Source organism: Salinigranum rubrum (assembly GCF_002906575.1).
In the GTDB taxonomy this organism is placed as follows: Archaea; Halobacteriota; Halobacteria; order Halobacteriales; family Haloferacaceae; genus Salinigranum; species Salinigranum rubrum.
This window is the reverse complement of the sequence record NZ_CP026309.1, coordinates 625,915-651,936: the sequence shown is the minus strand read 5'-3', so window position 1 is coordinate 651,936 and position 26,022 is coordinate 625,915. Positions and strand designations below refer to the sequence as shown.

Genomic DNA, 26,022 nt, shown 5'->3' with positions numbered 1-26,022 from the left:
TTCAGTTCTCGCGGGAGACGATAGAGACGAACGCGACCGAGAACGGGAGAACGGCGACTCCGAAAAGCGGCTGTCACTCGTCGCCGACGCGGACGACGTTGACGAGCGAGTAGACCGGGACGCCGTCGATTGCTTCGACGCCCTGCTTGTCGACGAGCACCGCGCAGGCGACGGGGTTACCGCCCTCCTCCCGAATGGCCTCGACGGTCTCCGTCATCGTCGTCCCGGAGGTGATGGTGTCGTCGACGACGTAGCAGTCGGCGCCGTCGACGGGGGCGAAGTTCTGCGAGAACGACCCGTCGAGGTCGGCGATGTCGCCCGCCTCCCACTGGTGCTTCGCGGGCGCGTACGACCCGAGGTCGGTGTCGAGGACGCGCGAGACGACCGTCGCGAGTGACGCGCCGGCCTTCTCGATACCGACGGTGAGGTCGGCCTCCCGCTCGACGGTCGAGAGGAGGTCGGCCAGCGCCGCACCGACGTGGTCGAGTCGCGCGCTCTTGCGACCGATGGCGCTCCAGTCGACGTGGACGTCCTGCGGACGGTAGCCGGCGCTCCGTGGCCCGGTCCTCGGGCGGTCGGTCCGCGACAGCGTCTCCGGTTCGCTCTTCCTGACGAGCCACGACGCCGTGTCGCGAGAGACGTTCAGTTCGTCGGAAATCTCGCCGTGGGAGGCGCCGCTCGCGGCGAGTGATCCCGCAGCCTCGATGAGTTCGTTGACGTTCATCATGGGTACCACCGTCCTCGTGACCGCGACGCGGCCGTCCGCGCGTCGACAGTCGACATGGGTTATCACAATCGTTCGGACGCTTGTGACTAAATACTATCGAATATGATTGTTTCTGATTTATAATACAGAAATATAATCATCACGGGCGACGGGCCTGCGTGACACGTGGACGAAGCGGACGGGCGTGGGCGTCCGAGCGCGCACGAGTCGACGAGAATACACAGACTCAAACCCCCGCCCCTCCGAAGCGAGCGTGTGGACGGTCGAACCCGGGGGTCACAACGGACGGAGCGCCTGACAAGCGGCCAGGCCGGTCGCCTGCTGGTCACGCTTTCGGTGGGGTGGGCGATCATCCAGGGGGGTCGGTTCGTCCTCTCGCCGCTCCTCCCGACCATCATCGCCGACCTCGGAATCACGGAGGCGACGGCGGGCCTCGCGTTCACCGCGCTCGGCGGCGTCTACGCCGTCGCACAGTACCCGAGCGGACGGCTCTCCGACCAGTGGACCCGCACGACGCTCATCGTTCCGGGCCTCGCGGTCCTCGTCGTCGGCTTCCTGCTGTTCGGGACGGCCTCGTCGTACCTGCCGTTCGTCGCCGCGGCGGTCGTCGTCGGTCTCGGGAAGGGGCTCTTCGCCATCCCCTCGCGGGCGCTGGTGTCGGACCGCTACGTCGAGCGCCGCGGACGAGCACTCGGCGTTTACGCGGCAGGAACCGACGCCGGCGGACTCGTCGCATCGGGGGTCGCGGTGGTCGTTCTCTCGTCGGCGACGTGGCGCGCTCCCTTCCTGCCGATTGCCGTCGCGCTCGCCCTGCTCACCCTCCTCTTCGTGTGGTGGTCGGACGAGCCCTATCAGGTGGAGCGTGCCGACCTCGAACTGGGGACGACGGTCCGGCGACTGGTCGCGTCGAGCGGCCAGCGTCGGACGCTCACCGCGTACGCCCTCTTTTACTTCATGGTCGGCGGCTTCATCACGTTCTTCCCCACCTACCTCGCCGGGTCGAAGGGGTTCACCGAGAGCCTCGCCTCCGTGGCGTTCGCCGTCGTGTTCGTCGTCGGCTTCGGCATCAAGCCGCTGGCGGGCGACCTCTCGGACCGCTTCCACCGACAGGACGTCGCCGCCGCCGGCATGGGGGCGGCGGCGCTCGCGCTGGTCGTGCTCGTGGTCGCCGAGTCGGCTCTCCTGATCTGGGCGAGTACGCTCGTCCTCGCGGTCGGCTACAAGACGCAGTTCCCCCTCGCCGACGCCATCGTCATGGACGCGGCGCCCGACGGGGGAATGGGCGCGGACCTCGGCGCGGCACGGGCGCTCTTCCTCGGGGCGAGCGCCGTCGGCCCCGCGTACGTCGGCATCGTCGCTACCGCCGTCGGCTACGCCGCCGCGTTCGGGAGCCTCGCGGCCTGTCTCCTCGTGGCGGCGCTCCTCGTGTGGCACTGAGAACGGTGGCGTCGAGAAGCGCCCGGGTCAGCGGGTCAACGGGTGCCACTCCGTCTCGCCCTGTGCGCGTTCGAGTCGACAGCCGTCGCCGCACTGCGGACAGGTGAAGAGCCGGTACTCGACGTGCGGACTGAACAGCCCGCCCGTCCGTCGCGACCCGGAGATGAACGGCTCCATCTCGGCCCCACAGTCACACAGGGGCGCACCGTTCGCTCCCAGTTCCACGTCCCCCGAGGTGTGTATCTGGGCCATGTGATACTAGACACCACATACCATATATAACTCCGACGCCGGGCCACCCGCGCGGGCGCATCGTCCGCCGAAGCGGCCGCATCGTCCGTCTCAGCCCTCGTCGCCGACGAGCCACCGCAGCGCCTCGCGGCGACAGTCGAGGAGGGTCCCGAGGTGGTCCGCGTCGAGCGTCCGCAGCGCTCCGTCCACGTCGCGGACGAGACGCTCGACAGGGTCGAGAGGAGCGTTTTCGTCCCGCGACCCGTGCCACGCACGGAGCGGAACGTCCCGTGGCGCTTCTATCCTGCCGACGGCGAACAGGCGATTCTCGCGGGCGGGTGCACGCGCTCCCTGGTCGAGCGCCTCGTCGAAGTCGGCGGCGACTGCTTCGGCGACGGCGTCGTCGACGTCGCGGTCGGTGTACTGCCCGACGACGACGCTCGGGCCGACGGCCGACGCGAGCAGAGTCGAGAGGCCGAAGAGCGCTCGGAGCGCGAACGGCACCCGTGCGAGCGTCGCGAGGCCGCCCTCGAACGGGGGGACGACCGCACCGACGAGGCCGACCCGCGTCACCCGGTCGCTCCGGGCGCAGGCGAGCGCGAACGGGCCGCCGCCCGAGAAGCCGAGCGTCGAGACGTCGTCGAGCGAGTCGGCCGCGAGGAGGGCCGTGCAGTCGGCCCGCCAGTCCGACCAGTCCCAGTCAGTCGGCGGCGGCGACGACCGACCGTAGCCGGGGCGGTCCGGAACAACGAGTCGCGCTCCGACGTCGCGGGCAGCGCCGTCCAGCAGTGCCGCGAACAGGCGCGAACCGGGTGTGCCGTGATGAACGAGCACCGGTGCGCCGTCGGGGTCGCCACAGAGCGTGTACGCCAGCGTCCGACCGTCGGGGAGACGGTGCTTCTCGGTCGTCAGCGAGTCGTGGAGCGTGGTGGAGGGCACGACGTGTCGACCGCCTCCCACCACGGCAATAGCTCCTGTGCTTCGCGGACCAGAGGAGGCAGGAGGAACGTTCGATGGGTCGGGAAATACAAGTATAGATCACATTCTCCAAATTTATCAATTTGATGATATCACGTCTGATACGGGGCACCTCGTCCTTATGTGGGGTCCGCGGAACCGGTCGGATATGCGTTCCAGCAACGACTGGCCCTCCCTCGTCGTCGCGGTGGCGCTCGCGTTCGTGCTGGTCACGGTTGCGGTCACGCCGGTGGCCGGAGAGTCCGTGACAGCACAGTCCGAGTCCAGCCCCGACGGGACGGAGGCCGACACGACGGCGGAACCGCAGTCGAACGAAACGCAGTCGGACGGGACGGAGACGACCGACCGCACGACACAGCGCCCGACCACGACGCCGGGCGAGTCGGCGTTCGTCGTCTCGAACCTGTCGGCGGCGTCGCGCGTCCGCGTCGGCGACAACGTGACCGTCACGGCCGCGGTCACGAACCACGGGACGGCGCGCGGCACCGAGACGCTCCGCTACTCGTTCGACGGCGAGACCGTCGCGACGAGAACCGCGACGCTCGACGCGGGGGCGACGACGCTCCTCACCGTCACCGTTACCGCCGACGAGATCAGCGCGGTTCACGACTCGGTCGAAGCCGGGACCCACGTCCACGGCGTCCGGAACGAGTCGGGGGCCGGCATCGCGACCCGACTCCGGGTGACGCCCGACGTCGACTTCACCGTCGAACGAATCGAGGCGCCGACCGAAGTCTCACACGGCGAACCGTACCTCGTCCTCGCGACGGTCGAAAATCCCGGCGACGTCGCCGTCACGCGGCGGGTGGCGTACGCGTTCGCCGGGCAACACGTCGCCGAGAAGGCGGTCACCGTCTCGGGGAACGACACCAGACAGGTCGCCTTTCAGATCCGCCTCGCGGACGTCGAAGCGGCGGTCGGGACGGTAGCCAACGAGACGACGTACGACCACGCCGTCGTCACCGGCGGCGACCGTTCCGGCGGTGCCGTCCGCGTCGTCGAGCGACCGCACGCCGACGCGTCGTCGCTGGCGGTCGAGTCGTTCGAGGCGGCCGACGACGTCCGGCCCGGCGACTCACACACCGTGAACCTGACCGTTCGAAACGTCGACACGGCCCACTTCGAGGGACAGGTGGCCTACTGGGTCGACGGCTCGGTCGTCGAAACCGAGTGGGTCCGCGTCCCCATCGGCGAGCAGCGGACGGTCAGCTTCCGCGTGCCGTACGACGACGTCGAGCGCGCGGCCGTCCCGCTGTCGGCACAGCGGACGACACACAGCGTCCGCGTCGGCGACGCGGCGCTCGTGACGCGACCCGTAACCGTCCACGCCCCGACGCGGACGCCGACCACGCCGCCGCCGACGTTCACCGTGACGTCGACGGCTCCCGCGCCCACACAGTCGCCGTCGCCCGCGGCCCCGACGCCGTCACCGACGACCGACGGGGGCGAGGGCGATGCGACCTGCCAGCGTGGGTTCTTCAGCGAGTGCGGCGGCAGCCCCTTCGGCGAGGTGTCGCTCACGCTCCTCGGGGTGTTCCTCTCGGGGTTCGGCATCGTCTACGAGATGTACCGGGGGCGACGATGACGCGCGGTCTCCCCGCCGTCTGGAGTTCGCTCTTCGGCCTCCCGTTCGTCGCCGTCGGGGCGTATCTCGTCGCGCTTCAGACGCGGTACCCGCTGACGGCGAACCAGCCCACGGTTCCACCCACCGCCGGTGTCGCGCTGGCCGTCTTCGGCCTGTTCGTCGCCGGGTTCGGCGCGTACGTCCAGTTCGTCGCGATGCCGGACCGACCGACGATGCGAGCGGACGAGTGGGTCGTCGACGACCGCAACCCCGCCCAGCGGAGCGCGCTCGCGAAGGCGCTCGCCGGGGTGCCGTTCCTCGGCGCGGGGCTGTCCCTGCTGTACGCCACCGACCACCCGCTCGTCTACCCGACCGTCGCGCTCGCGGTCGGACTGTACCTGCTGTCGACGGGCCTCCACCAGTACTGGCGGAACACGCTCACGACCTACCTCGTCACGAACAAGCGGATGCTGGAGGAGTACCGGTTCCTGTCGCTGGTCCGCACGGAGGTGCCGCTCGACAAGGTGCGCGCCGTCGAGGAGCGGCAGTCGGCGTGGGACGCCCTGTTCGGACTCGGGAGCGTCTCCGTCCGGGCGGGCGCGAGCGGTGACCTGTCGGTCACGGTTCGGTCGGTGTACGACCCGGACGAGTTCGCCGACGTGATCCGTGACCGACTCGGGCGCGTCGACGAGAAGCCGACCACGGAGTCCGCCGAACCCGACGCGACCGACGAGGCGGACCGACAGCAGCGACCCGAGACCACCCCCGCCGACGGGGTCGTCGTCGACGTCGGCGGCGGCGGTGGAAAACTGCCGTCGGACCCGCCCACCGCGCTGACCGGCCTCCCGGGACGGAAATCGGAGGAACCGTCGGAGACGGACGAGCAGTCGTCCGACTGAAACGCCTCAGCCGAACCGTTCCGCGATGGCCGTATAGAGCGCCTCGGTGTTCTCGCCGGTGAGCCCCGAGACGGGGACGACGTCGTAGTGCGGGAACGCCTCGGCCACCGCATCGGCGTCGGCGTCATCGTGGTCAACCTTGTTGGCGACGAGGACGAGCGGGAGTCCCTGGTCCTCGACGATGCCGAGGAGCATGTCGTTGACCTGCGCGCGGGGGTCCCCCGTCGAATCGAGGACGTAGATGACGCCCCCGACCTCCTCGCGGAGGACGCGCATCGACTCGCCGATGCCGCGGGTCGCCCCGCGAGCGCGCGCCTGTGCGTCGGCCTCGTCGAGGCCGTGTTCGAAGAAGGCGGCGTGGTCGACTTCCGTCGCGACGCCGGGCGTGTCGACGACGCTGACGGTGACGCTCCCCTCCTCGTGGTCTATCTCGATGCCGTCGGCGCGCTGGGCGCGCTGGGTCTCGTGGGGGACCTCGCTCGCCTCGCCGACGGACACGTCGGCCCAGTCGGCGGCGATACAGTTCGCGAGCGTCGTCTTTCCGGCGTTCGGCGGGCCGTACAGGCCGATAACCGCCGGTGCCGAGTCCGGAAACAGGAAGGATCTGAGTCGTGTGAGGATGCCCATCGTCTGTCGTGTCTCTCCGGGGACGCGTGCGGGGAGCTACCGCCCACCGGTACTTGAACTCCCGTCAGACACACGGCCGACACGGGGTGGGAGCGGCGCAGCCGACCCACGTCGACCCCGGAGACGACACGCACCGTTTTGCTCGCTGGCGACCTCTCTCACGCATGCGATACACGCTACTGGGGAACAGCGGCCTGCGGGTGAGCGAACTCGCGCTCGGGACGATGACGTTCGGCGAGGACTGGGGCTGGGGCGCCGGGCGGGAGGCGTGCGCGGAGATGTTCGAAGCGTACGTCGAGGCCGGCGGGAACGTCGTCGATACGGCGAACAACTACACGAACGGGACGGCAGAGGAAATCGTCGGCGACCTCCTCGACGGTCGGCGGGAGGAGTGCGTCCTCGCGACGAAGTACACCCTCAGCACCCGCGAGGGCGACCCGAACGGCTGTGGAAACCACCGCAAGAACATGATGCAGGCGGTCGACGCCTCGCTCGCTCGATTGAAAACCGACTACATCGACCTGCTGTGGGTCCACGCGTGGGACGGCCTGACGCCAATCGAGGAGGTGATGCGGGGCCTCGACGACCTCGTCTCTCGGGGGAAAGTCCACTACGTCGGCTTCTCGGACACGCCGGCGTGGGTGGTCGCCCGGGCACAGCAACTCGCCCTCGAACGCGACTGGGCGCCCCTCTCGGCGATACAGATCAAGTACACCCTCACCGAGCGGACGCCCGAACGCGAACTGCTCCCGATGGCCCGGGCGTTCGACCTCGGTGTGTGCGTCTGGGGAGCGCTCGACGGCGGGGTGCTGACGGGCAAGTACCTCGATGGAGGAGAGGGTCGTGCCACCACCACGGATCGAGAGATCACCGAGAGACAACACGAGATCACCCGAGAGGTGGTCGCAGTCGCCGAGGAACTCGACGTCTCGCCCGCACAGGTCGTCCTGGCGTGGGTACGCCAGCAACCGGGACAACAGCTTCCCATCCTCGGGGCGACGAGCCTCGAACAGTTGCGGGACAACCTCACGAGCCTCGACCTCACGCTGGACGGTGACCACCGCAGGCGACTGGACGAGGTCAGCGCGGTCGAACTGGGATTCCCCCACGACTTCCTCGCCGACGAGACCATCGAGCGAGTCATGTTCGGAGGGACCAAGGACAGCATCGACCCGTACACCGAGTGAGCCGCGTCCCCCGGACGACCCGGCCCTCTCCGCCGGTCGTGTTAGCGTGACCCAATCAACGTTTATTCTCACACGTGGATAACACGGCACATGACTCGGGAGGACTCGACCGAGAGCGTCCTCGCTCTCTGTGACGCGCTCGAACGCGTCACCGACGGTGTCGCCGCGCTGGACGCGGACCTTCGATACACCGTCGTCAACGAGGCGGCCGCGGAGCTGCTCGGTCGGAGCCCGGACGAACTGGAGGGGACGACCGTGTCGGGGTCGTTCGGCGGCGACACCGACGTCGAGGAACGACTCGAGACGGCGATGGAGACGGGGAGTCGGACCACGTTCGAGCACTACGACGCCGAACGGGACCGGTGGCTCGAAATCCGAGCCCATCCCGACGAGGGCGGCCTGTCGCTCGCGCTCATCGACGTCACCGAGCGCAAGGGGCGCGAACGCGAACTCGAACGACAGGAGTACCTCTTCGACAGCGTTCAGGGTCTGATCGACGTCGGGATGTGGGAGTACGACCCGGCGACCGACCGGCTGTTCTGGTCCGACGGCGTCCGCGCCATCCACGGCGTTGACGACTCGTACGAGCCGACGGTGTCGGAGGCGATCGACTTCTACCACCCCGACGACCGCGACGTGATCGCCGCGGCCGTCGAGGACGCACTCGAACACGGCGAGCGGTTCGACCTCGACCTCCGCATCGTGCGCACCGACGGCGAGATCCGCGACGTTCGGACCCACGGGGAGGTCGTCTCGGCCGACGGGCAAAGCGGTGGAGTCCTCCGGGGCGCCTTTCAGGACATCACCGAGCGCAAGGAGCGCGAGCGCGAACTCGAACGCGTCCGCGCGTTCGTCGAGAACAGCTCCGACACCATCAGCGTCGTCGACGAAGACGGCGTCATCCAGTACAGCAGCGCGGCGGCGTATCAGGAAGGGGGCGTCCCGCCGGAGTCGCTCGTCGACAGGAGCGCGTTCGAGCGCATTCACCCCGACGACCGGGCCGAAGCCGAGCGGACGTTCGAGCGGGCGCTCGCGAACCCCGGGGAGAAGTACGTCTGTCAGTATCGTGGCCGACAGGCCGATGGGTCGTGGGTGTGGCTCGAATCGACCTGCGTGCGCCCTGCTGACGGCGACATCGAGGGACTCGTCGTCGTCACCCGAGACATCGCCGAACGGAAGCGACGGGCGCAGGAGCGGCGGGCGCTGTCCGAGGAGTACGAGGCCGTGTTCGAGAACGCCGACGACGGCATCTTCCTGGTCGACGTCGAGACCGAAGACGGCGACCCGGTGTTCCGCTACAGCCGGCTCAACCCGTCGCACGAGGAGCGGACGGGGCTCACGACCGCGGCGGTCAAGGGGCGGACCCCGCGTGAGGTGCTCGGCGAGGACACGGGAAGGGTGGCCGAGACACACTACCGACGCTGCGTCGAGACGCGCTCGGCCGTCACGTACGACGAGTCGGTCACGCCTCCCGACGTCGACGGCGTCTGGCAGACCCGGCTCGCGCCCGTCGTCGTCGACGGCGAGGTCGCCCGAGTCGTCGGCATCGCGCGCGACGTGACCGAACGGGTCGAGCACGAGCGGGAACTCCGCCGGAAGAACGCGCGGCTCGACGAGTTCGCGAGCGTCATCTCACACGACATCCGCAACCCGCTCAGCGTCGCGCTCGGTCGGGTGCAACTGCTCGATGCGGGGTCCGAGAGCGAACACCTCCCGCCCGTCCTGCGGTCGCTGGTGCGCATCGAGGCCATCGTCGACGACACGCTGACGCTCGCCAGACACGGCGAGACCGTCGCGGAGACCGAACCCATCTCCATCACCGGGCTGGCCGGCCAGTGCTGGGGAACCGTGGACGTGGCCGATGCGATCCTCGAAGTCGACGACGAGTTCACCCTCCACGGCGACCGGGACCGGCTGAGACACGTCTTCGAGAACCTGTTCCGAAATTCGGTCGAACACGGCTCGACGAGCAGTCGGTCAGGGGCCGACGACAGCGTCGACCACGGTTCCACGGGCAGTCGGCCAGATGCCGACGACAGCGTCGGACACGGGGAACCGAGCGTGACCGTCCGCGTCGGCCGCCTCGGCGACGACGGTCTCTACGTCGCGGACGACGGGCCCGGAATCCCCGAACCGGAACGTGAGACGGTTTTCGAGCCGGGACACAAGTCGTCCGCCGGCGGGACGGGATTCGGTCTGACCATCGTTCGACGCATCGTTGAGGCACACGGGTGGACGGTCACGGCGGCCGAGAGCGAGACCGGAGGTGCCCGGTTCGAGTTCCGCGGCGTCGACATCGAGGACGCTGTCGATGACGAGACGTCGGGAGACTAACCCGCGGTCGCCACGCCGGTGAACTCGAACCGTGCTCCGCCCTCGGCGCTCTCGGTGAGCGTGACCTCCCAGCCGTGGACGTCGGCGACGCGCCGGACGATGTCGAGCCCGAACCCGGTCCCCTCGCGCCGCGAGGAGTACCCGCTCTCGAAGACGCGGTCGCGTTCCTCCGGTGGGATACCCCGGCCGTCGTCCTCGACGAAGAAGCCGCCGTCGAGGTCGCCGACGGTAATGGTGACGTGTTCGCCGTCGGTCCTGTCGCCGGTCTCTTCTCGCACACAGTGTTCGACCGAGTTCTGAAAGAGGTTCTCGAGGAGCTGTCGGAGGCGTGTCTCGTCGGCGCAAACGACCGCCCTCGTCTCGGCCTGCAGGGTCGCACGCGACGAGGGGACCGTCTGCCAGCACTGTCTGGCGAGCGTACCGAGGCCGACGTCGGTCACCTCACGGAGTTCCATCCCGGCGCGGGCGAGCGAGAGCAGGTCGACGACGAGGGAGTCCATGCGGTCGACGGCCTGCTGGCACCGCTCGAAGTGCTCGGGGTCGCCCGTCCGCTCGGCCAGGTCGAGCGAACCGGACACGACGTTCAGCGGGCTTCGCAGGTCGTGCGAGACCATCGACGTGAACCGTTCGAGCGTCTCGTTCTGCCGCTTCAGTCGCTCGCGGGTCGACCGCCGCTGCAGTTCGTAGCTGACCCACCGACTCATCAGGTCGACGAGCGTCACCTCCCACTCGGAGAACTCCTCGGGCCGCGGAGCCGTCCCGTACAGGCAGAACGTGCCGTACACCTCGTCGTCGACGAAGACGGGCGCACCCAGGTAACACTCGATCCCCCAGTCGGTGTAGCCGGCCCGCTGGTCCGCGTCGGCGACGTCGCGACCGACGTCACCCGCGACGAGCGTCCGCTCGGTCGTGGCCACGACCTCACAGTTCGTCGCGGAGACGGGGACGACGTCGCCAGCTTCGATCGAATCGTCGTCCACACTCACCACCTCGAAGACGTAGTCGTCGCCGCGGATCCGCGAGAGCGTCCCGTACTCGACGCCGACCACCTCCCGACCGAGGTCGAGCAGCGCCTGCACCTGCTCCTCGAACGGGGTATCGCGGTCGGCGATTATCTCGTGCATCGTCCGCAGCGTCCGCTCGCGCTGGTGGAGCCGTTCGCGCTCGCGCAGCGTCTCGGTGAAGTCCCGCCCGATACCCGCAAAGCCGACCGGGTCGCCCTCGTCGTCGATCACTCTCGACACGCTGAACTCGTACGGGATGTGCTCGTCAGCGGCGGTGACGAGGGCCGCCTGAACCGTCGCGTCACCCGTTTCGAGCACCTCTCCGATCGCCTGCTCGACCGCCTCGACGTCGGTTCCATCGAAGAAGTCGACCGGCGACATCGAGCGAAGTTCCTCGTCGGAGTAGCCTGTCACCTCGACCGCGGCCTCGTTCCACTCGACCAGTCGGCCGTCCTCGTCGAAGACGAAGAAGATGTCCGAGAGCACGTCGAGGAGCGAACGAGTCGTCGCGGAACTCATCGTGACTCCCCGCTCATCTGTCGTCCGGGTCCGTCGACACGGACAGGGTGACTGCGACCGAGAAGGGCCGTCGCCACACCGACGACTGCGTCGGTCGGTCGCGGCGGCCCGTACCGGATGCTGGCCCCGTCTCGGGGCGAGTGGGGATTCGGTTCCCGTACACGACGTCTGACGACTAGGGGAGCCAGACGTATATATTGTCCCGTGAGAACATTTCACTCGTCGATCAAGTACTCGTGACGGATGCGAGCGTATCTGATACAATTAGATATATTTATTTCGCGTCTTACTATCGCTCACGGGGGGAGGGAGCCGTCCTGTCTTCGCGTCTGTTTAGACACGTTTTGAGGGTCATCTCTGGACCGTATCGAGTGACAATGCCGAACGACGATCCGCGTCTCCGAACCACGGAAGTCAGGCGAGTATTTTATCTGATTTGGCGGCTCAAGACTCATCAATACTTAAGCTTCGTTTTTAAAAGTCATCTAATCCCGCGTGAACTCGTGCGACCGAACCTCTCGGGTGTAGAAATACTATGTATGATACTAATTAGACACGTGAGACGGCGAACTGGCCGTTGCTCTGGCCCACGTGAGCGCGTCGACAGCTACTTGCCGGCGTGTAACGACCCACGGACATGAAGGACATCGTCGAGCACCTCCCGGCCGAGGCACGGCCGGGGACTTTTTCCATCGCGGCGTACGACTCGGCCAGCGAGACGTTCGGGACGGCGGTGGCGACCGGTATCGTCGCGGTCGGGGCGACCTGCCCGTACGTGAGCGCCGACGCCGCGGTTCTCACCCAGTCGTTCACCCGGACGGAACACGGACGCGACCTGCTCGACCGCGTCGCCGACGGCGACGCGGTCAACGAGGCGGGCGGGGCGCTCCTCGCGGCCGACGACCACGCGGGGTACCGGCAGGTCCACGGCGTCGATGCCTCGGGGACGTTCACGTTCACCGGCGACGACTGCGTGTCGTGGTGCGGCCACCGCGCGGGTGAGCACGTCACCGTCGCGGGGAACATGCTCGTCGGCGAACGGGTCGTCGACAGCGTCTTCGAGGCGTTCGCCGACACCGACCCTGACGACCCGCTCGGCGACCGACTCCTCGCGGCGCTCGAAGCCGGCGACGACGCCGGCGGGGACAAACGCGGCGAGGTGAGCGCGGCACTGCTCGTCCACGCGCCGAATCCGTCGCTCGCACACAACCTCCGCGTCGACCGCGCCGACGACCCGGTCGGGGAGTTACGAGCGCTGTACGACCACGCGCGGTCGGTCGAGGCCGGACTGCGAGAAGCGACCGACGAACTCGTCGGCGAGAACTACCCCGAGGAACTCCTCCGAACGGGGATCAAGTACTAGTCGTCGGACGTGCCCGCGTTCGCGCTGGCGGTCTCCCACTCCGCCTCGCCGCCGACGGGTTCGCTCATCTCCTCGCGCGAGAGATGACACGCGATGCGGTGACCGTCGTCGCCGTCGACCGCTTCGAGGGAGGGGCACTCCTGCTCGCAGACCTCCCCGATCTTCTTCGGACACCGCGTCCGGAAGCGACAGCCAGACGGCGGGTCGATGGGGCTCGGGACGCTCCCTTCGAGGAGGATGCGGTCCGTCCGCGTGTCGGGGTCCGCGGCCGGGACCGCAGAGAGCAGGCTCTCCGTGTAGGGGTGGAACGGCGGGCCGAACACCTGTGGGACCTCGCCGAACTCGACGATTTCGCCGAGGTACATCACCGCGACGCGGTCGCAGATGTGTCGCACGACGCCGATGTTGTGGGAGATGACCAGGTAGGCGATGCCGAACTCCGCTTGGATGTCTTCGAGGAGGTTGAGGATCTGCGCCTGCACGCTCACGTCGAGCGCCGAGACGGGTTCGTCACAGACGATGAGCCGCGGTTCGACCGCCAGCGCGTGCGCGATGGCGACCCGCTGTTGCTGCCCGCCGGAGAACTCGTGGGGGTACTTGCTCGCGGCCTCTCGTGAGAGGCCGACGCGTTCGAGCAGGTCGCCGACGCGTTCGCGTTTCTCCTTCCCGGTCGCGATGTCGTGGCGCTCCATCGCGCGGCCGATGATCTTCCCGACCGACTTCCGGGGATTGAGCGAACTCCGCGGGTCCTGAAACACCATCTGGAACTCGCGGCGGAGGCTCCGGACCTCCGACGTGCCGAGGTCGTGTAACGGTTGACCGTCGAAGTACACCTCGCCGTCGGTCGGGTCGAGGAGTCGCAGCGCGGTGCGGGCGACGGTCGACTTCCCACAGCCGGACTCGCCCACGAGGCCGACCGTCTCGCCCTCGTAGATGTCGAAGCTGATGCCGTCGACGGCCTTCACCGACTGGCGTTCGATGCTCGGGAGGCCGCCGTCGCGCGAGAGGGTGAGCCCGTCGAGGAAGCCCTCGCCGGCCGGGAAGTGCTTCTTCAGCCCGTCGACGGCGAACAGCGGGTCGCCGCTCCGGTCGATGTTCGAACCGCCGGCGGTCGCTTCGGAGACCTCCCGCGCCTGTAAGTCGAGTTCCGACGCGCGGATGCAGGCCGCCTTCGTCTCGGAGCCCTCGACCGTCTCCAGCGGCGGGTCGCCCGACTGCCGGCACTCGTCGGTGGCGTGGGGACACCGCGGGGCGAAGTTACAGCCCGCCGGGAGCGCTTCGAGGTCCGGCATCGACCCGTCGAGCGTCGGCAGCCGGTCGTACTCGACGTCCGCGTGCGGGATGGAGTCGATGAGCCCGCGCGTGTACGGGTGGCGCGGCGTCCGGAACAGTTCGCGGAGCGGAGCGGTCTCGACGAGGTTGCCGGCGTACATCACGCCGACGTGGTCACACGTCTGGGCGACGACGCCCAGGTTGTGGGTGATCATCAACACGGCCATCCCGCGCTCTTCCTGCAACTCGTTCAGCAGGTCGAGTATCTTCGCCTGCGTCGTGACGTCCAGCGCCGTCGTCGGCTCGTCGGCGATGATGAGGTCCGGCTGACAGGAGAGGCCGATGGCGATGAGGACGCGCTGGCGCATCCCGCCGGAGAACTCGTGGGGGTAGTCGTCGATTCTCGACTCGGCGTCGGGAATTTCGACCTCGCGCATCGCCTCGATGGCCTGTTGACGGGCCTCGCGCTTCGACGTGCCCTGGTGGTGGGTGATGGTTTCGATGATCTGCTCGCCCACGGTGAGGACGGGGTTGAGCGACGTCATCGGGTCCTGCGGGATGAGCGCGATGCGGTTGCCTCGGACGGACTGCATCTCCTCTTTCGAGCGCTGGAGGAGGTCCTCGCCGTCGAAGACGACCCTCCCGCCGGTGATCTGTCCTGGGGAGTCGATGAGCTGGAGGAGCGACCGGGCGGTGACGGACTTGCCGGCACCGCTTTCGCCGACGAGTCCCATCGTCTCGCCGCGGTCGAGTTCGAAGGAGACGTCGTTGGCCGCGACGACGCGGCCGCCCTCGACGGCGAACTCGGTCCGGAGGTCCTCCACCCGCAGGAGCGGGGCGTCCTGTCCGTCGGTCGCGGTCGATGCGGTCGTATTGGGGGGCACTGAGTGACTCATTCTATCGCGTCCACCTTCGGGTCGAGGATGTCTCGGAGGCCGTCACCGAGCAGGTTGAAGCCGATGACGGTGATCGCGATGGCGACGCCGGGGGCGAGCACCATCCACGGCGCGCTCTGCATGAACCCGCGGCCGGTGTTGATCATCAGCCCCCACGACGGCGTCGGCGGCTGGGCACCGAGCCCCAGGAAGGACAGCGAGGCCTCCGCCAGCATCGCGAAGGCGATGTTCAGCGAGCCCTGCACCAGAAGCGGGGCCATGCAGTTCGGCAGCACCTCGCGGAAGATGATGTGGCCGTTCGTCTCCCCGCGCGCCACCGAGGCTTCGACGTACGCCTCGTTGCGCTCCGAGAGGGTGGCAGACCGGCCGATGCGAGCGATGTACGGCGTGTAGACGAACGCCAGCGCGAGGATGACGTTGTTCAGTTCGGGGCCGAGCACGACCATGACGGTCAGCGCGAGCAGGATGGGCGGGAACGACATCGCCGCGTCCATGACCCGCATGAGCGCCTCGTCGACGAGGCCGCCGTAGTAGCCCGACACCACCCCGATTATCGTCCCGACGAGGAGCGCGCCGGTGATGGAGCCGAATCCGACGTACAGCGAGATGCGCGACCCCATCACGACGCGGCTGAACAGGTCGCGGCCGAGGTCGTCGGTCCCGAACGGATGCTCGACGGAGGGTGCCTCCGAGCGGTCCTGAATGTTCGTCTGATCGACGGGGTACGGGGCGATGATGGGCGCGAACGCGGCGACGAAGAGCAGTCCCAGCACGATGGCCAGCCCGATGCTCGCCTTCGCGTTGTGGCGGAACTGCCGAAGGAACTCCCACGAGCGTCGGAGGGAGCGCCGCCAGCGTTCCTTCTGCGCGTCCGAGGGAGTAAAGCGCGACCCCGAGGTGACCTCGCCGCCGTCCGGTCGCGGCTCCCGCACCGGTGGCTCCCGGTCCTCCCGCATCACTCACCACCTCCGTACCGGATGCGCGGGTCGAAGTACGCGTACAGCACGTCGGCCGCGAGGTTCGACACCATGTAGATGAGCGCGACGACGATGATACACCCCTGCAGGAGGGGGATGTCGCGGGACTGGATGGCCGTCAGCGTCAGCCGGCCGATGCCCGGCCAGAAGAACACCTCTTCGAGGACGACCACGCCACCGAACGCGTAGCTGAACTGGAACGCGATGACCGTGATGACCGGGATGATGGCGTTTCGGAGCGTGTGTTTGAGGACGACGACGCGCTGGGTCATCCCCTTCGCGCGGGCGAGGTTGATGTACTCCTCGGAGAGGACCTCGATCATGGACGAGCGGGTCATCCGCATGATGTACGCGGTGAGCGCGAAGCCCATCGACGTCGCGGGGAGGACGAGGTGTTTCAGCGTGCCGACGGGGTCCTCGCTCGGGGAGACGTACCCGCCCGTGGGGAACCACCCGGCCCACACCGCAAAGACGAGGATGAACACCAGCCCCCACAGGAAGATGGGGATGGAGATGCCGACGAAGCCGAACAGCGAGGCGCCGAGGTCCGGGAGTTCGTTCTTCTTCACCGCGGCGATGATGCCGAGCGGAACGGCGAGGACGACGGCGACGAACGTCGACGCGGTCGCCAAGAGGAGCGAGCGCGGCAGTTTCTCCGCGATGAGCATCACGACCGGGTCGCCGAAACGGAGCGACTGCCCCATGCTCCCCTGGACGAGGCCGACGACCCAGTCGACGTACTGGACGTACAGCGGCCGGTCGAGCCCGAGTTGTGCCTGGAGCGCCTGGATGGACGACTCCGACGCGTTCGGTCCGAGGATGAGAAGCGCCACGTCGCCCGGGAGGATGGTGGTCACGACGAAGGTGATGAGCGTCACGAAAAAGAGCGTGATCGCCATGAACCCGAGTCGCTTCACCAGGTAGTTGTACATCGACATGGTGGTGAGTGAGGTGAGAGCTTATCCTTCGAAGTAGTTGTCGGCGAAGCGGAGCGTCGACCCGTCCGGCGAGCCCATGTCGCCCTGGTACTCGGGGACCGAGCCGTAGAGGTTCGGCTGCCACCAGAGGAACAGGTGGCCGGCGCGCTCCTCGTGGAGAATCTCGGTCGCGCGCTTGTACCGCTGTGCGCGCTCGGCCTCGTCGTAGATGGTGCGGGCCTCCTCGACGAGCCCGTTGTACTCGTCGTTCGTCCAGCCCGTGAAGAAGAACGCCCCGTCGGGGTGGAGGAACTTGTAGAAGGAGACGTCGGGGTACCAGAGCGCGAGGTACGACGAGGTGGTCGCCTCGAAGTTCTGGTTCGAGTAGACGTCCGAGAGCCACGAACTCCACGTGATCTGCTGGATGTTCATCGAGATACCCATGTCGGAGGCCTGGTCCGCGATGACCTTCGCGCCCTGGACCTGCGTCGGGTACGACTGCGGGATCTTAAACGAGACCTCGAAGCCGTCCGACAGCCCCGCGGCGTCGAGGTGCTCCTGTACCTTGTCGGGGTCCCGCGGCCGCGGCTGGACGTCCTCGTTGACCCACGGACTGCCCGGCGCGGCGGGGGTCGCGGTGGTCCGGCCCGTCCCGTACAGCGCCGCCTCGGCGACCGCCTCCTTGTCGATGGCGTAGTCGAGCGCGAGGCGGGCGTCCTTGTTGTCGAACGGGGCCTTGTCGCAGTTCAGCCCGAGGTAGATGAGCGCCTTCGGGAACTGCTTCTCGAACCGAATCGAGGGGTCGTTCTGGACCGACTGGACGTCCTTCGGGGGATGCCGTTGATGAAGTCGTACTCGCCGGCGCGGAACGACTGCAGGCGGACCGAGGGATCGGTGATCTCGCTTTTCACGACCCGGTCGAGCTTCGCGGGCTCGCCCCAGTAGTCGTCGAACCTCGTCATCGTGAACGACGTCTCGATCTCGCGAGAGTCGAACTGGAACGGACCCGTGCCGATGGGCTCTTCGATCTGGTCCTGTGCGGCCTGTTCCTCCGGGAGGACGGCCAGTTCCGACGTGGCCATCCGGGCGACGAACGGCGCGAACGGCTGGGAGAGGTTGACCACGAACGTGTAGTCGTCGGGTGCTTCCATCGAATCGACGAACTCGAAGAAGCCGCTGGCGAGGTACTCGCCGTTGGCGACCCGTTCGTACGAGGCGAGCACGTCCGCGGAGGTCATCTCCTCGCCGTTGTGGAACGTCACGCCCTCCCGGAGCTTCATCGTCAGCGTCGTGTTGTCGTCGGACTGCTCCAGCGTCTCCGCGAGGTGCGGTTCCAGCGAGTAGTCGGGCTGGAGCTGGACCAGTTCCTCGACGATGTTCTCCAGGACGCGCTGGGAGGCCGCAGCGCTCTCGATGTGCGGATCGAGCGACTGGACGGGAACCGCGCCACCCCACTGGAGCGTCCCGCCCGTGCTGGCCGACCCGCCCGAGGAGCCGCCCTCGGTCGACGAACTCGACCCACCGGAGCCGCCCGAACCGCCGGACGACGAGCCGGAGCTCTCGTTCGAACCGCCGGCGCACCCGGCTAGCGCGACCGGGACGCCCGAGGCGGCCGCTGCCGCGAGGAACTGCCGTCTGTCGAGCCGACGGCCGTCGCTGTGACTGGCGTCGGCGCCACTGCCATCTTGGGACATAGTTCGTTGTTCCGGTACCCGCTAATAATACTTTTGATTACTCCCGACGAGAACCGCGCAGTCACGGGTGTATTGTCACGATTGCCGGGCGAATTTGGGTTGATTCCTCGTTTTTGTGTGTAATCATTCACTCTAACCCGGTTCGTCGCTTCGTTCGAAGGAGGAGAGCGGACGTTCGCTTGGGTTCTTCAACATCGTTAATGTAGGTTCGAATTGTCCATCGTACACGCGCGCAACGCCCGGATTCGGCGGATTGGGAAACAGTCATATACTCGGTGGCGAATCACACAGCTATCGACCATGCAGGTCCAACAGCAACGACTGCGCGAGGACGTCCTGTCCAACGCGGCCTTCGGCGCGCTGGACGTCCCGGCGGGTCACGGCCGGACCGTCCTGACCGGGACCGACGCGGACCGACGGGCCCGCGAGCGGTTCTGCGACCGCCTCCGCGACGCGGGACTCTCGGTTCGCGTCGACGGGGTCGGCAACATCGTCGGCCGGTGGTGTCCCGACAGCGCCGACCCGTCGAAGGCACCGGTCGCCGCCGGAAGCCACCTCGACTCCGTCCCGGAGGGCGGCATCTTCGACGGTCCGCTCGGCGTGTACGCCGCCCTCGAAGCGGTCCGGGCGATGCAGGACGCCGGCGTCGAACCCGACCGTCCCGTCGAAGTCGTCTCGCTCACCGAGGAGGAGGGACAGCGCTTCGACGGCGGCCTCCTCGGGTCGGCGGTCGCCTCGGGGGAACTCGACGTCAGCGAGGCGCTCGCCGTCGAGGACGACGACGGCATCAGCCTGGGGGCGGCGCTCGAAGACATCGGCTTCGACGGCGAGGGCCGCGTCGACGCGAGCGAGTGGGACGCGTGGCTGGAACTGCACGTCGAACAGAGCGAACGACTCGAGTCGGCGGGCGTCTCGGCCGGCGTCGTGACGACCATCACCGGGCTCACGCGCTGCACCGTGGAAGTCGTCGGGGAGGCCAACCACGCCGGCGCGACGTCGATGACGGACCGGTCGGACGCGTTCGCCGCGGCCAGCGAGTTCGTCCTCGACGTCGAGTCGGCGGCCACCGAGTGGGCGACGAAGGAGTCCGAGACGGCCGTCGGAACGGTCGGCAAAGGGGTCGTCCACCCGAACGCGCCGAACGTCATCGCCGGGCGGACGGAACTGACCCTCGACGTCCGCGACGTGGAGTACCGCTCGATGGAGGCCATCGTCTCCCGGGCGCGCAAGAGCCTCGAACGCATCGCCGCGGAGCGCCCGGTCGACTACAGACTCGAACGACCGTGGGACCGCGAACCCGTCCCGATGAGCGAACGCTGTCGGGCGGCGCTGCACGACGCGGGCGTCGCCGCCGGCGTCGAGACGATGGACCTGCACTCGGGGGCGGCGCACGACACGATGCACATCGCGGGGGTGACCGACGCCGCCCTCCTGTTCGCGCCGTCGCGCGACGGCATCTCGCACAACCCACGCGAGTGGACTGACTGGGCGGACTGTGCCAACGCGACGGCCGTCCTCGCCGGCGCGCTGGCGCGTCTCGCGACCGAGTGACCGGCGTTCTCATTTCTCTAACCCCGTCGGTTCGGGCGCTCTCGGCCGACGTGAGCCGGTGATCGACCCGACGGCCGGTGCAACGAACCGACGAGAATGCCACACGTGCGGACGCGTCCGGAGTTACGGACGAGACGGGTAGGCACCAAATGAGAACACGGGAACGGGCGAGACACGGGCTGTTGGCCGGAGCATTCAGGGGTACACCTCTGAAGCGGTGCGAGCGGGGAGAGAGCAGGACGCTCGCGGATAGCTCGGAATGTCGCAAATACAAACAGCTAACACACAGAGCCCGAAACGTAGGGTATGACCGACCGACCGACCGCCCGTTCGCCGCGGACCCTGAAGACGGTCTCGCGCGCGATGGACGTGGTCCGAGCACTCGAAGAGCTCGACGGCGCCGGGGTGACCGAGTTGGCGGCGGAACTGGACACCTCGAAGAGCGTCGTCTACAACTACCTCACCACGTTGCGCGAGAACAAACTCGTGGTGAAGGAGGGGACCACGTACAAGCTCTCGCTGCAGTTCCTCCTCCTGGGAGAGTACGTCCGGAACCAGAACGTCCTCTACACCATCGCGAAGCCGGAGATCGAACAACTCGCCGAAGAGACCGAGGAGTACGCGCACCTCTCGACGGAGCAACACGGTCTCAACGTCAACCTCTACAAGGTGAAGGGCGCGAAGGCCGTCGGCAGCACGTACCAGACGAGCAAGCTCCAGCGGCCGGACTACCTCCACTTCTCGGCGACGGGTAAGTCCATCCTGGCGCATCTGCCCCGAGAGCGCGTCGAGGAGATAATCGACCGGTACGGGCTCGTCAAGAAGACCAAGAACACCATCACCGACCCCGAGGAACTGTTCACAGAACTCGAACGGGTGCGCGAGCGCGGCTACGCGTACAACGACGAGGAAGAAATCGAAGGGCTGCAGGCCATCGGAGCGCCGGTCCTCGACCGCCACGGGACGGTGCTCGGCTCCATCAGCGTCTCCGGGCCGGTCAACCGGATGAGCGAGGAGTCGTACCAGCAACGCCTCGTCGAGACGGTGACGAACACCGCCAACGTCATCGAGGTCAACATCAACATGGCCGAGTCCGAAGAGGAACTGCCCGACTTCATCTGATCGTTCTCATTCTGCGAATCCGCGTTTGGTCGTGGCGTTACGACAGTACTATCGTAATGGGATGTCGGCGAAGTTGGTCGGCGGGTAATATTTCGATAGAATTAATTGAACTATGCCGAGTTGTCCTCAGACAGGATTCTATTGTATATGTATATAAATAACAAGAACATTGGATATATCTGGTTTGTTCCCAAGATAAATTCAAAATAGACATATAGTATATCAAATTAGGCGTGCGGCAAGATACAGTGTGTTCAAATAATTATATCTAATACAGATCGAGATGCTTCGACCACCACGGCCGAAGCGTCTCGGCCTGCGTTCGGGGACCACCCGGGAAACAGGGGACCGAACAGGTGCCGTCCCGGGCGCGCTCGCCGAACGATTTATGTTCCGCTATAGGATAATCAATCGTCATAGAGGACTGTTCACATGGCTCAATCGATGTTCCTTCTCAGCGTCCTGACTGGAGTGGTGCTCGTCGCGACGGTAGTCTTCCTGAGCGGCCGCGGGTGGCGACAGTACACGCCCGCACCGCTCGGGGGACCGCGAAGGACGGCCGCTCCGGACTGATCGAACTGGCCGAGAACCCGACGGTGTGGATTCTCGCGTTCGTCGCGGCGATCGCCGTCTTCGGCGGAGCGACCATCGCGTTCGTCGGCGGGGGCGTCTCCGAATCCGCCGTCCAGTTGGGGGGTATCGTCCTCCTGGTCGCGGGGGGACTGGTGGCCGTCGGCTACCTCTTCTTCGGGACGTTCATCGCCGCACGGGGTCGCGGCCTCGGCAACGCTGCCGCCGCCGCGCTCGGGTCGTGGGTTCTCGGGCTGGCGTTCATCCTGGTCCTCGTGGCGAAGCTCATGGGGATGATCTGAGCCGCCGCCGATGCGACACCAGACGCGCGTCTCGCTCGAAAGTCGGTGGCTCCAGCGGCCCGAACTGTGGTGGCTCACGCTGTTGGTCACCGTCGAGGCGGCCGGCCTCGTCGGCTACCTGCTGCTCTCGAACACCGGCGTGGAGTCGGTTCGGTACCTGCTCTACCCGTTCGTCTGGATCAACGTCGGCGTCGTGGGCGTCGTCCACGTCACTCCGCGGGCCACGAGCCGCCGGGCACAGACCGTCGCGGGCATCCTCGCGGGGCTCTACTTCCTCGTCCTCGCGGGGCTCGCGGGGCTCGTGAGCGTCGACCTCGCCGGTCTCCTCGGCACGGCAGGCCACCACGGCCACAGTCACGCCCACGCGCACGTCCACGGCCTCCAGGTGACGATGACCGTCCCCGGGTGGGGCCCGCGCGTCGGCTACGCCGGTGCGGGCTTCACGGTCAACCTCGTCCCGTTCCGCGTCATCGGCTACCTCGCGCTGGCGTACCTCGTCTACGCCGCCCTCTGTGACCTCGCTGGAGCCGCCGTCTCGGGTGTGCTCGGCCTCGGCTCCTGTCTGAGCTGTACGCTTCCCATCGCGGGGTCGCTCTCGGCCGGCCTCGTCGGCGGGGCGGGCGTCGTCGCCGCGCTCTCGGCACTGTCGGTGGACCTCTCGACCGCCGTCTTCGTCGGGAGCGTCCTCCTGCTCGCGTTCCGCCCGAGCATCGGTGGAGCGTCGTGACCGCCGCCAGGTCGATGAACCCCGAGAAACCGCTCCGACGTCGACGCCTCGTCAGCGCGCGCGCGATTGGCGCGTTCGTCGGTTGTCTCCTCGCTCTCGTCGGACTCGCTCGACCCGCACTGGCGCACGCCGGGTCGCTCAGCGGGTCGCTCCAGTCCGCGCAGGCGCCGTTCTGGCTCGTCGTCGTCACCGGCGGGGGCGTCGTCGCCGCCTCGTTCCTCTTCGCCACGTTCGTCACCGACCACGAGGTCATCAGAGAGGTCAACGACCGCCGACTCCGCCTGCCCGTCGGCGGCGTTCGTCCACTCGTCCCGGTCGTTCGGGCGCTCGGCGTTCTCGGCCTCCTCGCGGTGCTCGTCGTCGGCGTCGTGGGGCCGCGCGACCCGCTGTTGAACCTCGCCGTGTTGACCGTGTGGGTCGGCTGGTGGGCGGGCTACACCATGTCGACGTACCTCCTCGCCGACAGTTGGCCGCTCGTGAACCCGTGGCTGACGCTCTCGTCGCTCGTCGAGCGGGTGCGCGGACGGGTCGGTACGGACCGAGCGCGGACGCTCCCGGAGGCGCTCGGCGTGTGGCCGAGCGTCGCCGGCCTCCTCGGACTGGTGTGGCTCGAAGTCGTCAGCCCCGTCGGCGAGCGGCCGTCGACGCTCGTCGCCGTCGTCGCCGGCTACACCCTCGTCACGCTCGCCGGAGCGGCCGTCTACGGCCGCGTGTGGTTCGACCGCGTCGACCCAGTCGCGCGCGTGTTCAGACTCTACGGCCTCGTGGCACCGATTCGACGGGGTGACCCGATCATCGAACCGCCGGAAGCCGCCCGGGGGCGCCCGCAGACAGCCCACGACGGCGGCGTCGCCCTCCCGGACGAGCGGGACGGCGAAAGAGCAGAGGGGGACCGCGAAGGAACCGAACCGGGCGAGACAGAGGGAACGGCAGCCGTTCGACGGTCGACGACGACCGCCGAAGAGCGCACAGGCGCGGCGGCGACGCTGACGCTCCCGGGGACGGCGCTCGTCCGCTACCCTCGCGCGATGGGACGCGACGACGTCGCGTTCGTCGTCGCGCTCCTCTGGGCGACGACGTACGACGGCCTCGTCTCGACGCCCGCGTGGAACGGCGTCGTCCGCGCGCTCGCGCTCGTCGTCCCTCCCCTGCTCACTCACCTCGTCACCGCCGTCGTCGGCTTCGGCCTCTTCCTCCTCGTCTACCACGCCTCGACGCGGTTCGTGGGGGAGACGGCCGAGACGTACGTCACCACCCGGTTCGTCGCGGGGTGGTTCGCCCCCGCGCTCGTCCCCATCGCCGCGGGCTATCACGTCGCGCACTTCCTCGGCTACTTCCTCTCGCTCGCGCCTGCACTCGGCACGCTCGCGCTCTCGCCGCTCTCGGCCCCGACGAGCGTCCCCCTCCTCTCGTTGCCGGCGTGGTTCGGGAGCCTCCAGTTGGGGTTCGTCGTCGCCGGTCACCTCCTGGCCGTGTGGGTCGCCCACGCCCGCGCGTTCGAACTGTTCCCCGGACGGCTCCAGCCCATTCGGAGCCAGTACCCGTTCGTCGTCGTGATGATCGTCTACACGATGACGAGCCTCTGGATCGTCGCTCAACCGTTCGCCGCACCCGTCACCTGACTCACGAGATGAACCACCACCCCAACCCCGAAACCGCCGTTCCCGACGGAGAGACCCCCGAAGCGACCTGTCCGTACTGTGAGCGCCCGTTCCGCCGCGAGCGCTTCCAGGTATTGCACGTCGCCGAGGTGCATCCGGACCGCGCGACGGCGACCGAACGCGAGAGCTACGAGGCGGTGCTCGACGAGGAGTCCGACGACCTGTTCGTCTACCACCTGAAGGTGCTGTTCGCCCTCGGCGCGCTGTACGCGGCGTTCATCATCTCCTCCATCGTCGCGTTCAGCATCGCCGGGTGAGCCGAACTACTCGTCCGTCGTCCAGTGCGTACGAGGGGCAACCGAGAAGAGACTGGTCAGTGACCGGTCTCGGCCTCCCCTTCGGGGTGGGGGACCATGGCGATGATGCCGGTGAGGACGCCGACGCCGACGAGCGCGACGACGCCCCCCACGTAGACGAGGGCGCCAGCGCCGTGGGCGGCCTCGCCGACCAAGAGCACGGCCACGCCGGCGGCGATAGTGAGCAGGGAGACACCGGTTCCGAGCGGGCCCTGCATCGCGGCGGGGCGGTTCCGGCTGTACAGCGCGAAGAGGACGGCCACCAGCCCGACGGCGCCCACCGTGGCGCCGACGAGCGGGACCCAGACGGTCTCGACCATGCGAAGAGGTACCACTACACAGTATTAAGCGTTGGTTGCCCCGACGGCGTCACGCGCCGCTGTCCAGTTCGTTCATCCCGACGAACAGCGTGTCCTCGACGAGCGCGTTCGTGGCTCGGCGGAGGCGCTCGGAGACCGCCTGGTGGGAGACGTCGAACTCCTCGGCGAGTTCCTGAAGCGTCACTGCGCGCGGGACCTCGAAGTAGCCCTCCGACGCCGCCGTGGCGAGGACCTCGTACTGGTCCTTCGTGAGCCCGTACCGGCCGGCGGGCTCGGCGTCGAGTTCGCGAATCGACCTGACGTCGAAGCTGAGCCCGTGTTCCTCGCAGAACTCGTGGGTCTTGGAGAAGAGCGACCGGCGCGGGTAGAGCATCCGAAGACGCCACTGGCTCTCGTGGCCGACCGCGTCGAGGACGGTCGCCTCGCTGTTGACGAGCATCTGGACCATGAGGTCGATGTGTCCCACCCACTCCATACGGAACAGCCACTCGTCGCCGAAATCACCGAGGAGCGTGACGTTGTCGGTCGTGGGGTCCTCCTCGAGCGTTTCCTCGACGCGTTCCCTGTCGGCGCCGCGAACCCACAGCAGCGGCATCAGCGCGTCGGTACCGCTGGAGACGACTCGCTCGACCTCGAACATCAGCTCCGGGAGCGTCTCCAGCGAGTAGCTGAGCGCGAACTCGTCCGCGGGGATGGTACCAGATACAATCGTGGGCATATCTGTACGCCGTGTGATGGAGATACGAGAAACTTTCTCTCCGTCGTCACGACTGTCGCGTTTGAATGACAATTCAGGGGGCGAAAAGCCACCCTCACGGGCGGCCGCAGATGCAAGCAGTACGAGGAA

The 26,022-nt window shown here is 67.7% G+C and carries 22 protein-coding genes and 1 pseudogene; 12 read left to right on the top strand and 11 right to left on the bottom strand.

Features of this window, described 5'->3' with window-relative positions:
* Positions 1 to 73: 73 nt before the first annotated feature.
* Entirely contained in the window at positions 74 to 727 is a 654-nt protein-coding gene (gene gfcR, locus C2R22_RS03160) for a transcriptional regulator GfcR (protein WP_103427550.1), read from the bottom strand.
* A gap of 318 nt (positions 728 to 1,045) precedes the next feature.
* On the opposite strand from gfcR, the gene C2R22_RS03155 reads away from it, so the two are divergent.
* The gene (locus tag C2R22_RS03155; RefSeq protein ID WP_103427549.1) at positions 1,046 to 2,164 is read left to right on the top strand and encodes an MFS transporter; all 1,119 of its coding nucleotides are present in this window, start codon (positions 1,046 to 1,048) and stop codon (positions 2,162 to 2,164) included.
* Positions 2,165 to 2,191: 27 nt separating this feature from the next.
* On the opposite strand, the gene C2R22_RS03150 is transcribed toward C2R22_RS03155, so the two are convergent.
* Positions 2,192 to 2,416: a hypothetical protein gene (locus C2R22_RS03150; RefSeq protein ID WP_103424459.1), complete on the bottom strand. Its 225-nt coding sequence runs from the start codon at positions 2,414 to 2,416 to the stop codon at positions 2,192 to 2,194.
* Positions 2,417 to 2,506: 90 nt separating this feature from the next.
* Positions 2,507 to 3,334, bottom strand: coding sequence for an alpha/beta fold hydrolase (locus C2R22_RS03145; RefSeq protein WP_103424457.1), 828 nt, complete (start codon positions 3,332 to 3,334; stop codon positions 2,507 to 2,509).
* A gap of 187 nt (positions 3,335 to 3,521) precedes the next feature.
* Between C2R22_RS03145 and C2R22_RS03140 the strand changes: the two genes are divergently transcribed.
* Together C2R22_RS03140 and C2R22_RS03135 are read left to right on the top strand one after the other, a co-directional pair.
* Positions 3,522 to 4,958, top strand: coding sequence for a CARDB domain-containing protein (locus C2R22_RS03140; RefSeq protein WP_103424455.1), 1,437 nt, complete (start codon positions 3,522 to 3,524; stop codon positions 4,956 to 4,958).
* Complete coding sequence (locus C2R22_RS03135; RefSeq protein ID WP_103424453.1) at positions 4,955 to 5,836, top strand: PH domain-containing protein; 882 nt, start codon at positions 4,955 to 4,957, stop codon at positions 5,834 to 5,836. The genes C2R22_RS03140 and C2R22_RS03135 overlap by 4 nt, the downstream gene beginning before the upstream one ends.
* A gap of 6 nt (positions 5,837 to 5,842) precedes the next feature.
* On the opposite strand, the gene C2R22_RS03130 is transcribed toward C2R22_RS03135, so the two are convergent.
* A complete protein-coding gene (locus C2R22_RS03130; protein ID WP_103424451.1) occupies positions 5,843 to 6,463 on the bottom strand; it encodes a GTPase in 621 nt (206 codons plus the stop codon).
* A gap of 164 nt (positions 6,464 to 6,627) precedes the next feature.
* On the opposite strand from C2R22_RS03130, the gene C2R22_RS03125 reads away from it, so the two are divergent.
* Together C2R22_RS03125 and C2R22_RS03120 are read left to right on the top strand one after the other, a co-directional pair.
* On the top strand, positions 6,628 to 7,650 hold the full coding sequence (locus tag C2R22_RS03125; RefSeq protein ID WP_103424449.1) for an aldo/keto reductase: 1,023 nt from the start codon (positions 6,628 to 6,630) through the stop codon (positions 7,648 to 7,650).
* A 90-nt stretch (positions 7,651 to 7,740) separates the two neighbouring features.
* On the top strand, positions 7,741 to 9,984 hold the full coding sequence (locus C2R22_RS03120; protein WP_103424447.1) for a sensor histidine kinase: 2,244 nt from the start codon (positions 7,741 to 7,743) through the stop codon (positions 9,982 to 9,984).
* On the opposite strand, the gene C2R22_RS03115 is transcribed toward C2R22_RS03120, so the two are convergent.
* Positions 9,981 to 11,507: a sensor histidine kinase gene (locus tag C2R22_RS03115; protein WP_103424445.1), complete on the bottom strand. Its 1,527-nt coding sequence runs from the start codon at positions 11,505 to 11,507 to the stop codon at positions 9,981 to 9,983. The two genes, C2R22_RS03120 and C2R22_RS03115, sit on opposite strands and share 4 nt — an antisense overlap.
* A gap of 637 nt (positions 11,508 to 12,144) precedes the next feature.
* On the opposite strand from C2R22_RS03115, the gene C2R22_RS03110 reads away from it, so the two are divergent.
* The gene (locus C2R22_RS03110) at positions 12,145 to 12,870 is read left to right on the top strand and encodes a DUF1028 domain-containing protein (RefSeq protein ID WP_103424443.1); all 726 of its coding nucleotides are present in this window, start codon (positions 12,145 to 12,147) and stop codon (positions 12,868 to 12,870) included.
* On the opposite strand, the gene C2R22_RS03105 is transcribed toward C2R22_RS03110, so the two are convergent.
* From C2R22_RS03105 to C2R22_RS03090, 4 genes and pseudogenes are all read right to left on the bottom strand, one after another.
* Positions 12,867 to 15,038, bottom strand: coding sequence for a dipeptide ABC transporter ATP-binding protein (locus C2R22_RS03105; protein WP_103424441.1), 2,172 nt, complete (start codon positions 15,036 to 15,038; stop codon positions 12,867 to 12,869). The two genes, C2R22_RS03110 and C2R22_RS03105, sit on opposite strands and share 4 nt — an antisense overlap.
* Positions 15,035 to 15,994 carry an ABC transporter permease gene (locus C2R22_RS03100; protein ID WP_103424439.1) on the bottom strand — a complete coding sequence of 320 codons (960 nt, stop codon included), beginning with the start codon at positions 15,992 to 15,994 and terminating at the stop codon, positions 15,035 to 15,037. Before C2R22_RS03100 ends, C2R22_RS03105 begins: the two co-directional genes overlap by 4 nt.
* Positions 15,994 to 16,953: an ABC transporter permease gene (locus C2R22_RS03095; protein ID WP_103424437.1), complete on the bottom strand. Its 960-nt coding sequence runs from the start codon at positions 16,951 to 16,953 to the stop codon at positions 15,994 to 15,996. Before C2R22_RS03095 ends, C2R22_RS03100 begins: the two co-directional genes overlap by 1 nt.
* A gap of 21 nt (positions 16,954 to 16,974) precedes the next feature.
* A pseudogene (locus C2R22_RS03090) lies at positions 16,975 to 18,626 on the bottom strand (ABC transporter substrate-binding protein).
* A gap of 300 nt (positions 18,627 to 18,926) precedes the next feature.
* On the opposite strand from C2R22_RS03090, the gene C2R22_RS03085 reads away from it, so the two are divergent.
* From C2R22_RS03085 to C2R22_RS03060, 6 genes are all read left to right on the top strand, one after another.
* Positions 18,927 to 20,177, top strand: a complete 1,251-nt coding sequence (locus C2R22_RS03085) for a Zn-dependent hydrolase (protein WP_103424435.1) — start codon at positions 18,927 to 18,929, stop codon at positions 20,175 to 20,177.
* Positions 20,178 to 20,483: 306 nt separating this feature from the next.
* Positions 20,484 to 21,299, top strand: a complete 816-nt coding sequence (locus C2R22_RS03080; protein WP_103424433.1) for an IclR family transcriptional regulator — start codon at positions 20,484 to 20,486, stop codon at positions 21,297 to 21,299.
* Between the two features lie 512 nt (positions 21,300 to 21,811).
* Positions 21,812 to 22,171, top strand: a complete 360-nt coding sequence (locus C2R22_RS03075) for a hypothetical protein (RefSeq protein WP_245902866.1) — start codon at positions 21,812 to 21,814, stop codon at positions 22,169 to 22,171.
* Between the two features lie 10 nt (positions 22,172 to 22,181).
* The gene (locus tag C2R22_RS03070) at positions 22,182 to 22,898 is read left to right on the top strand and encodes a DUF7546 family protein (RefSeq protein ID WP_103424432.1); all 717 of its coding nucleotides are present in this window, start codon (positions 22,182 to 22,184) and stop codon (positions 22,896 to 22,898) included.
* Positions 22,895 to 24,520, top strand: a complete 1,626-nt coding sequence (locus C2R22_RS03065) for a hypothetical protein (protein WP_162562358.1) — start codon at positions 22,895 to 22,897, stop codon at positions 24,518 to 24,520. Before C2R22_RS03070 ends, C2R22_RS03065 begins: the two co-directional genes overlap by 4 nt.
* Before the next feature lie 8 nt (positions 24,521 to 24,528).
* Complete coding sequence (locus C2R22_RS03060) at positions 24,529 to 24,816, top strand: DUF7410 domain-containing protein (RefSeq protein WP_103424428.1); 288 nt, start codon at positions 24,529 to 24,531, stop codon at positions 24,814 to 24,816.
* 56 nt (positions 24,817 to 24,872) lie between these two features.
* Here the strand turns inward: C2R22_RS03060 and C2R22_RS03055 are convergent, their stop codons facing one another.
* Together C2R22_RS03055 and C2R22_RS03050 are read right to left on the bottom strand one after the other, a co-directional pair.
* A complete protein-coding gene (locus C2R22_RS03055; RefSeq protein ID WP_245902865.1) occupies positions 24,873 to 25,175 on the bottom strand; it encodes a hypothetical protein in 303 nt (100 codons plus the stop codon).
* Positions 25,176 to 25,224: 49 nt separating this feature from the next.
* A complete protein-coding gene (locus tag C2R22_RS03050) occupies positions 25,225 to 25,893 on the bottom strand; it encodes a helix-turn-helix domain-containing protein (RefSeq protein ID WP_103424426.1) in 669 nt (222 codons plus the stop codon).
* Positions 25,894 to 26,022: the final 129 nt, after the last annotated feature.

What these genes read in the sequence shown, in the direction of transcription:
- C2R22_RS03135 (WP_103424453.1), top strand. Translation starts at nt 4,955, where the DNA reads ATGACGCGCGGTCTCCCCGCCGTCTGGAGTTCGCTCTTCGGCCTCCCG.
- C2R22_RS03070 (WP_103424432.1), top strand. Translation starts at nt 22,182, where the DNA reads ATGCGACACCAGACGCGCGTCTCGCTCGAAAGTCGGTGGCTCCAGCGG.
- gfcR (WP_103427550.1), bottom strand. Translation starts at nt 727, where the DNA reads ATGATGAACGTCAACGAACTCATCGAGGCTGCGGGATCACTCGCCGCG.
- C2R22_RS03105 (WP_103424441.1), bottom strand. Translation starts at nt 15,038, where the DNA reads ATGAGTCACTCAGTGCCCCCCAATACGACCGCATCGACCGCGACCGAC.
- C2R22_RS03080 (WP_103424433.1), top strand. Translation starts at nt 20,484, where the DNA reads ATGACCGACCGACCGACCGCCCGTTCGCCGCGGACCCTGAAGACGGTC.
- C2R22_RS03085 (WP_103424435.1), top strand. Translation starts at nt 18,927, where the DNA reads ATGCAGGTCCAACAGCAACGACTGCGCGAGGACGTCCTGTCCAACGCG.
- C2R22_RS03140 (WP_103424455.1), top strand. Translation starts at nt 3,522, where the DNA reads ATGCGTTCCAGCAACGACTGGCCCTCCCTCGTCGTCGCGGTGGCGCTC.
- C2R22_RS03120 (WP_103424447.1), top strand. Translation starts at nt 7,741, where the DNA reads ATGACTCGGGAGGACTCGACCGAGAGCGTCCTCGCTCTCTGTGACGCG.
- C2R22_RS03110 (WP_103424443.1), top strand. Translation starts at nt 12,145, where the DNA reads ATGAAGGACATCGTCGAGCACCTCCCGGCCGAGGCACGGCCGGGGACT.
- C2R22_RS03150 (WP_103424459.1), bottom strand. Translation starts at nt 2,416, where the DNA reads ATGGCCCAGATACACACCTCGGGGGACGTGGAACTGGGAGCGAACGGT.
- C2R22_RS03055 (WP_245902865.1), bottom strand. Translation starts at nt 25,175, where the DNA reads ATGGTCGAGACCGTCTGGGTCCCGCTCGTCGGCGCCACGGTGGGCGCC.
- C2R22_RS03060 (WP_103424428.1), top strand. Translation starts at nt 24,529, where the DNA reads ATGAACCACCACCCCAACCCCGAAACCGCCGTTCCCGACGGAGAGACC.
- C2R22_RS03125 (WP_103424449.1), top strand. Translation starts at nt 6,628, where the DNA reads ATGCGATACACGCTACTGGGGAACAGCGGCCTGCGGGTGAGCGAACTC.
- C2R22_RS03130 (WP_103424451.1), bottom strand. Translation starts at nt 6,463, where the DNA reads ATGGGCATCCTCACACGACTCAGATCCTTCCTGTTTCCGGACTCGGCA.
- C2R22_RS03095 (WP_103424437.1), bottom strand. Translation starts at nt 16,953, where the DNA reads ATGTCGATGTACAACTACCTGGTGAAGCGACTCGGGTTCATGGCGATC.
- C2R22_RS03050 (WP_103424426.1), bottom strand. Translation starts at nt 25,893, where the DNA reads ATGCCCACGATTGTATCTGGTACCATCCCCGCGGACGAGTTCGCGCTC.
- C2R22_RS03115 (WP_103424445.1), bottom strand. Translation starts at nt 11,507, where the DNA reads ATGAGTTCCGCGACGACTCGTTCGCTCCTCGACGTGCTCTCGGACATC.
- C2R22_RS03100 (WP_103424439.1), bottom strand. Translation starts at nt 15,994, where the DNA reads ATGCGGGAGGACCGGGAGCCACCGGTGCGGGAGCCGCGACCGGACGGC.